Here is an 11618-nt window from a genome sequence, read left to right as displayed (position 1 = left end):
ATGGACACCGAGAAGCCCACCGAGAAGTCCACCGGCAACGCCGCGACGGTCATCATCGGCCAGAAGGTGCGCGCCGGAGCCGAGGAGGCGTTCGAGGCCTGGCAGCAGGACATGAACACCGCCGCGTCCCACTACCCCGGGTTCCTGGGCGCCGAGATCTCCGCGCCCACCGCCGTGCAACCCGACTGGGTCGTGGTCTACCGCTTCGACTCCGTCGCCCACGTGCAGGCCTGGATCAACAGCGCCACCCGGCAGCAGCGGCTGGACGAGGGGCAGCAGTACTTCGACGGCCCCGCCACCCAGCAGGTCATCAGCGGGGGCGCACGCGAGTCGGATCCACTCGTGACGGTCGTCGTGACGCACCGTGTCGGTCCGGAGCACGTCGACGATTTCCTCGCGTGGCAGGATCGACTGCGATTGGAAGAGAGCAAGTTCGACGGCTTCCGCGGCAGCGAACTCTTCCGGCCCATCGAGGGAATCCAGGACGAGTGGACAGCGCTGTACCGCTACGACAACGCCGCCGACCTCGACAGGTGGCTCACCTCGGCGAAGCGTCAGGAACTTCTCGCCGAGGGGGAGAAGTTCCACGACTTCGAATTGCGCACCATCGACAACTCCTTCGGGAGCTGGTTCGCGTTCGACGAAAACGGCAACGAGGCGCCGCCGCCGTCCGAAACCAAGACGTCGATCGCGGTGTGGGTCGGTCTCTATCCCACCGTCGTGATTCTCACCCTCGCGTTGTCGCCGCTGAAGATGCCGCTGTGGCTCGGTCTGCTCGTCGGAAACCTGCTGTCCAGCTTCATCATGAGCTTCGTGACGATGCCGTACTACGTGAACCGGGTGCTGGGGCGCTGGCTGCGGCCACCCCCGGACGTTCCGGAAGCGACAACGAACCGTCGAGGGCTCGCGATCGTCGCCGGGGTTATGGTGTTCTGGGTCATCGTCTTCTACCTGATGACCCGCCAATTCTGGACCCTGCCCTGAGAAGAAAGAAATGGGTGCCCCATGTCAGCCTCGGAGATCCGCGTGAGCCGAACGATCGATGCGCCCGTCGGCGCGGTCTGGGCGGTCGTCACCGATCTGGACAACGCGGAATCGGTGCTGAGCGGTGTGGAGAAGCTCGAGAGGCTGGACTCGACGAAATACGAAGTCGGCACGCGGTGGCGCGAGACGCGGGTGCTGTTCGGCAAGTCGTCGACCGAGGAAATGTGGGTCACGGAGATCGACCCGGAGAAGCGCACCGTCGTGAAGGCGTCGTCCCACGGCGCGGACTACACGACGGTGTTCACCTTGGAGCCTGCCGGTGACGGCACCACCCTGACGTTCCACTTCTCAGCGGAAGCAACTGGGCTCGGCGCAGTGTCGAAGTTCATGATGAAAGTGTTCGGCTCCTTCGCGCTGAAGGCCACCACCAAGGCGATCCGGCGCGATCTCGACGACATCGCCGACGCCGCCGAGAAGCGGGCCGGCTGACCGACTGCACCTACCGCCCGCCGAGTGGCACGGACCCTTGCGCTGCGGGGAGGGCGGGGATGGCGCCCAACGGCAGCGGCACCAGCGTGGTGGATTGGGGTTCGGCGCGGCCCAGTCCGAACTTGCGCACCTCGGTGCCGCCCGGCCCGGGGCCGCTGACGAGCAGGTCGGCGCCGCTTGTGGTGCTGGTGGTTCCCACCTGGACCCCGCTGCCGGGAGGGCCGCCGGCGAACGGTGCGAACGACGCGATCTGAGTGAACACGACGTCGCCGGAGTGGTGATTCGGACTCTCGAGATACATGCCCGGTTCACCGTCGAGTCGTGAACCACTCGACCACACGCGAACAGTGCCGTCGCCGCCCAGCATGCCGGTGACGATGCTCTTCGCTCCGCCTTCGGCGCCGGCCACCCACCCGGTCGAGAGTGAGACACCGCCGACGTAGCTCTCGTCGAACGCCAGGAACTCCGACGTCATCCGCGGTCCATCGGTGTGGCCGGCGTGTTCGTCCGCGGTGCCGTCGGCCGCCGCGGCGGCGGTCGGCTCGAACAGGTCGTAGCGGAACGTCTTCACGCGAGGCGCTTCTCCCGGGCCGGGGGCGGTGACGATACTTGCCCGGCCCGAGCCGGCGTCGACCAAGCCGGTGGCGACGGTGACCCCGGACTGCGATCCGGGGTAGGGGGTGAAGCTCGAGAAGACCTCGGGTGCCGTGCCCTTCTCCGTGGGCAGGGTGGACGAGAACACCTTCACCTGCGATTCGGTGCCGGGGCCGGTTCCGGCGATGATGTTGTCGGCCAGTGCGTTTCCGTCGATGTCCGCACCCGCGACGTTCACGCCCCCGCGGTAGCCGTCGTCGAACGGGGCGAACCGGGTCAGCTCGGCGGTGAACGGGCCGGAGCCGACATCGTTGCCGTCGTACGCGACGACCTCCGGCGACACGCCCGCACCGGTCCCGGCGACGAGGTCGAGGATCATGTCGCCGTTGACGTCGGCCATCGCCACCGTCGGGGTGCCCTCGAACGACGGGAACGGTGTGACCGCGGCGATCACCTTGTCGCCGTTGCCGTCGTGGACCTGCACGGTCGCGGGGGTGCCCGCCGAACCCGGCACCGCCACCGCGTACGTCGACACCTCGGGGATGACGTTGACGGTGGCCATCAGTCCGTTGTCCTCGTGGTTGAGGCGATGGCAGTGGATCACGAAAGTGCCCGTGTACTCGGTGAATTTCGTGCGCAGCGTCACCGATGCGGGCACGAGCGGGTTCTCGTTCGCGTCGGTGACGGGCGCCGGCACGTTCACGTTGTCCTCACCCCACGGTTGCACCCCGGTCCGGGTGCCCGCGATCGGATCGACGATCTCCATCACCTGGAAGTCGTTGACGTGGATGTGCATCGGATGTTCGTCGTTGTTGAGGTTCGTGATCAACCATTCCTCGACCGAATTGAGGCGCGGCTGGATCAGCGGGATGTTCGGGAACGTGTTGTCGTCGAACTCGTAGGTGAAGGCCTTCGGGTCGCTGTTGCTGGCCTTCTCGTTGCCGAATCCGCCCGAGACCGTGAGGGTGCGCTTCACGTCCGGTGTCATCACCGACGTGTCCACGAACGACGTGTACGCGTCGAGGTTCTGACCGGGCTCGAACGGCGTGGTCCGGCCTTCACCGCTGTCGGGTGTGACGTGGAGGAGGGTCTGGGTGGGGAAGGTGAAGAAGCCGTCGGCGTAACTGATCACCGACGGGTCGACCGTCACCGTGCCCAGCTCGGCCGGCGGATTGTCGGTGCCGTTGTTGGTGTAGAGCACGCCGGGATTGGTGACGGGTTTCGCCCCGTCCAGCGGTGGCATGTCGAGCACCAGATCGCCGGTGTCCGGCATCGTCACGGCGATCGCGTACCGCGACCCCGGCGGGATGACGAGCCGGGTGCCGTCACCACCGACGGGCAACTGCACCTGGGTGAAGGGGTTTCCGTCCTGGCCGACGACGGCGAACTTCGGGTGGTTGCCCGTCGCGGTCTCGGTGAGCCTGAGCGGCATGTAGGCGAAATCGCTGATGTTCGCCAGCGACCACATCTCCGTCTGGCCCGGCTTCAGTTTCAGCTCCGGCTGGAACTGCCCGTTGACGGTGTACTGCACGTCGCGTTCGTTGTCCGGCAGCGACGGGTCGGCGGGAATGTTCGTCGAATCACTACTGAAGCTCTGGAGATTGCCCGGCACGAACTGGTTCTGCCCGCGATGATTCGCCGGCGACAGCGGCCCGGCATACCAGTTGGTGACGTACTGGGAGCCCTCCGTGGTTTCCGAGAAGTTCACGGGCGCCAGGCTCGGCTCGTACGTTCCGTCGGCGAGCTGAGTCCCCTCCGGCGGCTTCAATGTGCTCACGAACTGTGGCCAGTTCGGGTCGTTCAGCTGGTGGCCGTTGCCTTTACGGTCGAAGACGAAGTTGTACTGCAACGCCATGTCACGGATGGGAACGTCGTTCTGCGTCACCAGCGGAAGGTTGCCGTCGGGCCTGCCGATCTCGAGCAGTCCCGCGAGCCCCGCATACGTCTGCTGCGCCGTCATCGTGTGACGGTGACTGTGGTACCAGTACAGGCCGTTCGGCATGTCCTTCGGCACCGCGTAGTCGTAGACGTTGCCCATCCCGGCGGGGATGTCGAGCAGCACGTTGTCGGCGTTGCCGTCCGGGCTCACGTGAAGACCGTGGGTGTGCAGGTTCAGCGGCGCCGAGTCGAGGGCCGGGGGATAGATCGGGACCTCCCCGCCCGCCGGCGTGAACGCGGGGTCGTAGAAGTCCTCGATCGTCAGGTTCCGGAGATCGTTGTCGTAGTGGATGATCAGGCGCTCACCCGGGTCGACGCGCAACGTCGGTGCCGGGTAGACGTCGTCGCCCGTGGTCGAACCGTCCGAACTCGTGCCCCGCAGAACCTCGTATCCGAAGACCAGGAAGCCCGACACCGGCTCCGAGACGGTGTCGAGGTCGACCGTGCCCTGATGGGCCGACAGCCGAACCTCGAGCACCCCGTTCTCGCTCGACAGCTTCACCGGCTCCTGGTAAGCGACCGGGGTGCCGTCGGGGCCGGCGTTGCCACCGCGCGCAGTGGCCGGCTCGTCGGACGTGCAGGCCGTCAGCATCAACGTCATGGACGCGACCACGGTGACGGCGATGACGACGATCGGCTTCCCGCGACGGACGACCATGGGTGTTCCCCGTTCCACGACGGCAGCTGAGCAGCATCGATCGACGATTCGAAGACTACACAGGGAACTTGGCCGTGCGCTGGGAATTCGCTACCTGCCGAGCGCCTCCTTCCACGACACGACCTTGCCGATACGCAGGATCGAGCGCTGGTAGATCTTCGCGGCCAGCACGCTGAGTGCGGCGGTCACCGCGAGCATCAGAGCGACCGTGACGACCACCTGGACCGGGGACGCCACGCCGGCGGCGATGCGCAGCGGCATCAGGATCGCCGAGAACGGCGGAATCCAGCTGAGGACGTTGCTGAGGGTGCCGTCCGGGTTGCTCACCGAGGAGAAGGCGCTGAAGAACATGATGACGATCAGCACCATCAGCGGTGACGCGGTGGCGTTGACGTCCTCCTGCCGCGACACCATCGACCCGGCCGCGGCGTAGAGGACCGCGAAGAACGCGAATCCGAGCACGAACCAGCCGAGCGTTCCGGCCAGCACCCCGATCGCCGTCCCCGTCACGGTGAGCGCGCCCGTCGCGAGCCCGGCGGCGACACCCACCACACCGTAGGCGGTCAACTGGACGAGACCCACCGCGCCGATGCCGATCACCTTGCCCCAGAGCAGCTGCAGCGGACGGAGGGTCGACAGGAGCAATTCCACGACGCGGCTCGACTTCTCCTCCACCACACCCATCGCCACGTACATGCCGAACATCATGATCTGCATGTACAGCAGGACGACCACGGCGATCGAGAGGGCCACGCGCTGGCCCTTCTCCGGGTCGGGCGGATCGAGTGCATCGACGGTGACCACCGCCCGGCCGGTCGCTTCGGCGAGTTGCGCGGGATCCACGCCCTGCGCGGCGAGCGCACCGGACTGAGCCTGCTGCACCACGGCCGCGTCGATCACGGTGCGAAGCCCGGAGCCGATCTCGGATTCGGTGACGGCCGTGACGGATCCGTCGGTGCCGGGAATCAGGGCGACGTCCAGGTCACCGTTCCCCACCTCGTCCCGCGCGGCCTGTTCGTCCGTGGCCGGGACGACGTCGACCGGCGTCCCGACCGCGTCACCGGTGGCGACGAGAGCCGGCGCGAGCGACTGGTCGCCGACGAGTCCGATGGTGGCGCGTTCGTCGTCGCCGCCCGAGAACAGCGAGTACGCGACGATGCCGCCCACGATGGCCAGCAGGATGATCACGTTGCTGATGACGAAGCTCTTCTTCGCCACCTGCGTCAGGAATTCGCGGCGGGCCACGAGGCCGATCGCGCGGGCGGGGCTCAGTGGGGCACTCATGCCGTGACCACCTCTCGGAACAGATCGGTCAGGGTCGGCCGGTGCAGCGAGAATTCGTGCACCGGTCCGGTCTTCAGGGCGGTGTGCAGGATCAGCTGGTCGTCCACGTCAGTGTCGAGCGACAGCAGGGTCCGGCCGTCGAGGTGACTGATCGTGGTGACGCCCTCGAGGTGGTGAGCCCAGCCGACCGGCGCCTCCGGAGCGTGGACTTCGAGTTGGGCGTTGCCGCCGCCGCGGAGTTCGTCGACGGTGCCGACGGCACGCATCCGGCCGTGGCTGATGATGCCGACGCGGTGGCACAGGCGCTGGACGAGTTCGAGCTGATGGCTCGAGAAGATCACCGGCACCCCGGTGTTCGCCTTCTCCACCAGCACCTCGCTCATGACGTCCACCGCGACGGGGTCGAGCCCGGAGAAGGGTTCGTCGAGGACCAGCACCGCCGGATCGTGGACGAGCGCGGCGGCCAGCTGGACGCGTTGCTGATTGCCGAGCGAGAGTGCGTCGACGGTGTCGCCGACACGGTCCGCGATGCCGAGGCGTTCGGTCCAGCGGCCGACCGCCTCCCGCGCCGCCGAGCGGGAAATGCCGTGCAGCTCGGCGAGGTATTCGAGTTGTTTGCCCACCTTCATCTTCGGGTACAGCCCGCGTTCCTCCGGCATGTACCCGATGGTGCGCCGCACATCCAGGTCCACCGGCTTGCCGCCGAGCCGGACCTCACCGGAATCGGCGGACAGGACGCCCAGCGCGATGCGCATGGTGGTGGTCTTGCCGGCACCATTGCTGCCGACGAAACCGAAGATTTCACCGGGGCGGACTTCGAAGGACAGGTCGTCGAGTGCGACGACCTCGCCGTACCGTTTGGAGATGCCGTCGATCGTGAGGGTGTGAGACATGGGTCCTTCCCGTTCTCGAGTGCGGGTGTTCCTACGAAGCGAGGTCGTCGGGGTCGGGATCGGGTTGCGTCCAGCCGAGGATCATGGCGGGCGTGCACCCCCCGACCATCAGCGCGGTGACGACGAGCAGTCCCGCGGCGTACGGCACGTTGCCGTGATCGCCGTCCAGCGCGCCGACGAAGATCAGGTAGAGCGCGGGAACGAGCGTCAGTAGCTGGGTGACCGTGAGTCCGATCGACCGGGCACTGTTGCGCTGCTGGATCTCCCACTCGTCGAGAGCGTCGCGCGGAGCGTCGCCCTGCCGCCCGGACACGATCTGGAGCATCGTCCACAGCGGGAAGAACAGCAGGCACGCGGGCAACCACAGCAGCGGCCCGACGACCATGTCGAAATGGCACACGATGCCGACGGCGGTCATGAACACGAACGTCACCCCGAGAGCGATCACCAGGATTCGTCTGCGGCTGCGCGTCCGCCACCTCGGTAGCCACGTCCGGTACCGGCGTTCGTTCTGGAGGAATCTGCGCGTCCGGAACCCCTGGTACCGCTCGATCAGATTGGTCTCAGGCATGGCTCTCCCCGTTTCCTGTCGTGGACGGCGGTCGGTCGGTGCGGTAGAGCTCGGTGGACAGGGGTCCGAACTCGGTGCGGGAGAAGATGGCCTCCACGGGCAGTTCGAACACCCACGAGATACGGAACGCCAGGTCGAGGCTGGGGTAGTGGTCGCCCCGTTCGAGCGCGCCGACGGTCTGGGGATTGACGTCGATGAGTCCCGCCAGCTGAGCCCGGCTCATCCCGCGTTCGGCGCGAAGGACGCCGATGCGGTTGTAGATGGGGAGGGCGTCCCCCCGCCGTACTGGGCTCATGCAACAAAGTGTTGTGAAAACCCAACAGTTTGTCAATGGGATACAACGGAGTGGGTGTCGCAGACCACCGTCCACCCCCCTCGCCGCCGGCCGCACGCCGACAAGTTGACCTCGGGAAATTGAGTGGCAGAGTGGAGGCGATTCGCGCGGGACGGCAGGAAAGGACAGGATTACTGACGTGACCTACACCATCGCAGAGCCTTGTGTCGACGTTCTGGACAAGGCATGCATCGAAGAATGTCCTGTCGACTGCATTTACGAGGGCGGTCGGATGCTCTACATCCACCCCGACGAATGCGTCGATTGCGGCGCCTGTGAGCCGGTCTGCCCCGTCGAGGCGATCTTCTACGAGGACGACGTCCCGGACCAGTGGGTGGAGTACACCAAGGCGAACGCCGACTTCTTCGACGACCTCGGTTCCCCCGGAGGCGCGGCGAAGCTGGGCAAGGTCGACTACGACCCGCCGTTCGTCAAGGCGTTGCCGCCGATGGCCGAAGGCGACTGACTACTCCTCGGACAGCCGGCCGCCGTCCATCCGCCACCGGCGCGTGCTGCGAGTCGAATCCAGCATCCGCCGGTCGTGGGTGACGAGTAGCAGCGTGCCGTCGAAGTTCTCCATGGCCTGCTCGAGCTGTTCGATCGCGGGGAGGTCCAGGTGGTTGGTGGGCTCGTCGAGCACCAGCAGGTTGACGCCCCGCGCCTGCAGCAGGGCCAGGGCGGCGCGGGTGCGTTCGCCCGGTGACAGCGACGCCGCCGGCCGCAGCACGTGGTGTCCCTTGAGCCCGAACTTCGCGAGCAGTGTCCGCACGTCGGCGTCCGGCCAGTCCGGGATCTGCGCCGCGAACGCGTCGGCCACCTTCTCGCCGCCCTCGAACAGGCCGCGGGCCTGATCGATCTCGCCGATCGCCACACCCGAACCGAGTGACGCGGTGCCCGCGTCCAGGGCGATCTTGCCGAGCAGCACCTTCAGCAGGGTCGTCTTGCCGGACCCGTTGGCGCCGGTGATGAGGATCCGGTCACCCCAGTCCACCTGAGTGGTGACCGGACCGAACGTGAATTCGCGGTCCCCGCCCCATGCGACGGTGGCACCGTTCGCCGTCGCCACGACCGATCCGCTGCGTGGGGCTGCCGCGATCTCCATCCGCAGCTCCCACTCCTTGCGCGGCTCCTCGACCACCTCGAGCCGCTCGATCCGGCGTTGCGTCTGCCGGGCCTTCGCGGCCTGCTTCTCGGTGGACTCGGTGCGCAGGCCCTTGCCGATCTTGTCGTTGTCCTTCGCCTTACGCCGCGCGTTCCGGACGCCGTGCTCCATCCAGTTCCGCTGCATCTGCGCGCGGTCCTCGAGGTCCGAACGGGTCCCCGCGTACTCCTCGTACGCCTCCCGCGCATGCCTGCGCGCGATCTCCCGTTCGGTGAGGTACGAGTCGTAGCTGCCGTCGTAGACCGCGATCTGCTGCTGTACCAGGTCGAGTTCCACGATGCCGGTCACGGTGCGCGCCAGGAATTCTCGATCGTGACTCACCACCACCATCGCAGCCCGGCTCTCGGCGACGAAACGCTCGAGCTGCTCGAGCCCCACGAGGTCGAGGTCGTTGGTCGGCTCGTCGAGCAGCAGCACGTCGTACCGGGACAGCAGCAGCGACGCCAATCCGGCGCGCGCGGCCTGCCCACCGGACAGCGACGTCATGTGCGCGTCGAGCGGCACTCCCAGCCCGAGTTCGCTCACGACCTTCTCCGCGCGCTCGGCGAGATCGGCGCCGCCCAGCGCCAGCCAGCGTTCCAGGGCGGGGGAGTAGAGATCCTCATCCGACTCGCCGAGCGTTTCCGCGGCCGCATTCATGGTGTGCTCGGCCTCGGTGACGCCGGTCCTGCGACCGAGGAAGTCGAGCACCGTCTCGCCGGAGATCCGGTCGGGTTCCTGGGCGAGGTAGCCGACGGCCGCGTCGGGCGGGCTCAGCACGATACTGCCCTCGACGTCCGCCGAGCCGACCCCCGCGAGCGCAGTCAACAGCGTCGACTTGCCGGCACCGTTCGCCCCCACGAGTCCGGTCACGTCGCCCGGGGCGACGGTCAGATCGAGGCCGGAGAAGAGGGTGCGCTCACCGCGCGAAGCCGACAGTCCGCTGATGCGCAGTGTTGCAGTCACCCGGCGATTATCCACTCAGCGCTTGACGAGGCGGAACCAGCGGGGGTCGGCCTTCTTGAGCGGTCCCGGCATGCCGGTCGTGTCCGCGTCGACGTCCGACACGAGTTTCCACTTCTCGAACGTCCGCTCCACGTCGGAGCGGGAGACCCCGCGCGGCAGCGGGCCGCGATGCCCCGGCCCGAACGCGAACATCAGCAGGGTGGCGTGCGGTTCGCTCACGGTCGTGACGTTCTCGGCGTACGCGACCCGGTCGTGGTCGCTGAGCCCGTGGTAGCACCCCACATCCAGGATCAGGTGGTACCCGCGACCGACGGCGTGCTCGAGGTCGGTGGCGTCCGCGTGCATGAAACGCACGTCGACGCCCGCCTTCCGGGCCTTGGACCGCGCCTTGTCGAGGGCCAGCTGGACGGTGTCGATCCCCGTCACCTGCCACCCCCGCCGGGCCATCTCGATGGCATGGTCGCCGGTGCCGCATCCGATGTCGAGGACCTCTCCCGGTGGGGCGTCGAAGGGATCGAGCAACGTCTCGATCTGGCTTCCGAACACGCGGCCCGCTTTCACCCAGGGCGTGATCTTGAACCGATAGGCCAATGTGTATCCGAGGCCCATGTCCGCCCCTTCCACCGGGCGCGTCACCACCTGAACGCCGATGCCGTCGGATTACCCGGTCGCACCGAAACGACACGCGAAAGTCCACATCCTGAGACGCGGGAACATCTGGTCCGGGTCCCCGGTTGGACAGTCTCATGGGTTTCAACAATGCACAGAGTCCTGTACCTACGGTCACGCTCAACGACGGGAACAGCATTCCTGCCCTCGGCTTCGGCGTGTGGCAGGTGCCGGACGACGAGAGCCACGCCGCGGTCACCGAGGCGCTGAAGGCCGGGTACCGCAGCATCGACACCGCCAAGATCTACGAGAACGAAACCGGAGTGGGCCGCGCGCTCGCGGACTCCGGAATTGCCCGCGACGAGCTGTTCGTCACGACCAAGCTGTGGAACGAGGACCAGGGGTACGACTCCACGCTCCGCGCGTTCGACGCCAGCCTGAACCGCCTCGGGCTCGACTACGTCGACCTCTACCTCATCCACTGGCCGGTGCCGTCCGCGGACCGCTACGTGGACACGTTCAAGGCCTTCCAGAAGATCAAGGCCGACGGGCGTGCGCGGTCGATCGGTGTCTCCAACTTCACCCCCGAGACCCTCGACCGGCTGATCGCCGAGACGGGCGAGGTGCCCGCAATCAACCAGGTCGAGCTGCACCCGCGGTTCAACCAGGCCGACCTGCGCGCCTTCCACACCGGAAAGGGCATCGCGACCGAGGCATGGAGCCCGCTCGGGCAGGGCACCGTCCTCGAGGACGAGTCCATCGCGAAGATCGCTGCAGCGCACGGTAAGACGACCGCACAGGTGATCATTCGCTGGCACCTGCAGATCGGCAACGTGGTCATCCCCAAGTCCGTGACGCCGGAGCGCATCGCCGCCAACTTTGACGTCTTCGACTTCGAGCTGACCCCCGACGAGATCAACACGGTCGGGTCGCTGACCCGGGCCGACGGGCGCATCGGCCCCGACCCGGACACGCTGGGCTCGTAGGCGGCTCCGCCGCCCGTGCGCCTTTCTGGTTGCTGCAGCAACCAAAAAGGCGCACGGGCCCGGAGGGCCTAGAGCCGGAAGTCCGCGAAGTCGAAGCCCGGGGTGACGACGCAACTGACGAGAGTCGGTTCGTCGCCCTCGGGCTTCGCTCGTTGCCAGTGCCGCGGCGGG

12 protein-coding genes are annotated in these 11618 nt (G+C 67.2%); 4 read left to right on the top strand and 8 right to left on the bottom strand.

Annotated elements, in window-relative coordinates; translation table 11 throughout:
• Together ACNJ7E_RS05040 and ACNJ7E_RS05035 are read left to right on the top strand one after the other, a co-directional pair.
• Positions 1-984, top strand: coding sequence for an antibiotic biosynthesis monooxygenase (locus ACNJ7E_RS05040; RefSeq protein ID WP_280778577.1), 984 nt, complete (start codon positions 1-3; stop codon positions 982-984).
• 21 nt (positions 985-1005) lie between these two features.
• Positions 1006-1473, top strand: coding sequence for an SRPBCC family protein (locus tag ACNJ7E_RS05035; RefSeq protein ID WP_144285353.1), 468 nt, complete (start codon positions 1006-1008; stop codon positions 1471-1473).
• Between the two features lie 10 nt (positions 1474-1483).
• Here ACNJ7E_RS05035 and ACNJ7E_RS05030 read toward each other — a convergent pair whose 3' ends face one another.
• From ACNJ7E_RS05030 to ACNJ7E_RS05010, 5 genes are all read right to left on the bottom strand, one after another.
• Positions 1484-4663, bottom strand: a complete 3180-nt coding sequence (locus ACNJ7E_RS05030) for a multicopper oxidase family protein (RefSeq protein ID WP_418339303.1) — start codon at positions 4661-4663, stop codon at positions 1484-1486.
• Positions 4664-4753: 90 nt separating this feature from the next.
• The gene (locus ACNJ7E_RS05025; protein ID WP_418339302.1) at positions 4754-5947 is read right to left on the bottom strand and encodes an ABC transporter permease; all 1194 of its coding nucleotides are present in this window, start codon (positions 5945-5947) and stop codon (positions 4754-4756) included.
• Positions 5944-6840 carry an ABC transporter ATP-binding protein gene (locus ACNJ7E_RS05020; protein ID WP_280778574.1) on the bottom strand — a complete coding sequence of 299 codons (897 nt, stop codon included), beginning with the start codon at positions 6838-6840 and terminating at the stop codon, positions 5944-5946. Before ACNJ7E_RS05020 ends, ACNJ7E_RS05025 begins: the two co-directional genes overlap by 4 nt.
• Positions 6841-6871: 31 nt before the next feature.
• Positions 6872-7411 (bottom strand): hypothetical protein, encoded by a 540-nt coding sequence (locus tag ACNJ7E_RS05015; RefSeq protein ID WP_283330764.1) that lies wholly within the window; start codon positions 7409-7411, stop codon positions 6872-6874.
• The gene (locus tag ACNJ7E_RS05010) at positions 7404-7706 is read right to left on the bottom strand and encodes a helix-turn-helix transcriptional regulator (protein ID WP_280778572.1); all 303 of its coding nucleotides are present in this window, start codon (positions 7704-7706) and stop codon (positions 7404-7406) included. The genes ACNJ7E_RS05015 and ACNJ7E_RS05010 overlap by 8 nt, the downstream gene beginning before the upstream one ends.
• Before the next feature lie 178 nt (positions 7707-7884).
• On the opposite strand from ACNJ7E_RS05010, the gene fdxA reads away from it, so the two are divergent.
• Positions 7885-8211, top strand: a complete 327-nt coding sequence (gene fdxA, locus ACNJ7E_RS05005) for a ferredoxin (RefSeq protein ID WP_005244047.1) — start codon at positions 7885-7887, stop codon at positions 8209-8211.
• Here the strand turns inward: fdxA and ACNJ7E_RS05000 are convergent, their stop codons facing one another.
• Positions 8212-9852 (bottom strand): ABC-F family ATP-binding cassette domain-containing protein, encoded by a 1641-nt coding sequence (locus ACNJ7E_RS05000; RefSeq protein ID WP_418339301.1) that lies wholly within the window; start codon positions 9850-9852, stop codon positions 8212-8214.
• Between the two features lie 15 nt (positions 9853-9867).
• The gene (locus tag ACNJ7E_RS04995) at positions 9868-10461 is read right to left on the bottom strand and encodes a class I SAM-dependent methyltransferase (protein WP_005260540.1); all 594 of its coding nucleotides are present in this window, start codon (positions 10459-10461) and stop codon (positions 9868-9870) included.
• A 137-nt stretch (positions 10462-10598) separates the two neighbouring features.
• Here ACNJ7E_RS04995 and ACNJ7E_RS04990 point away from each other — a divergent pair, with 137 nt between their 5' ends.
• Positions 10599-11447: an aldo/keto reductase gene (locus ACNJ7E_RS04990; protein ID WP_283330766.1), complete on the top strand. Its 849-nt coding sequence runs from the start codon at positions 10599-10601 to the stop codon at positions 11445-11447.
• Positions 11448-11515: 68 nt separating this feature from the next.
• Here the strand turns inward: ACNJ7E_RS04990 and ACNJ7E_RS04985 are convergent.
• Positions 11516-11618: cupin domain-containing protein (locus ACNJ7E_RS04985; RefSeq protein WP_169692707.1), on the bottom strand; the 103-nt coding region annotated here is incomplete at its 5' end.

The sequence above is a fragment of the Rhodococcus mengyinensis genome (genome assembly GCF_048381435.1).
Lineage (GTDB): Bacteria > Actinomycetota > Actinomycetes > Mycobacteriales > Mycobacteriaceae > Rhodococcus_F > Rhodococcus_F opacus_D.
The sequence above is the reverse complement of the archived record's forward strand: the minus strand, read 5'-3'. Positions and strand labels throughout refer to the sequence as shown.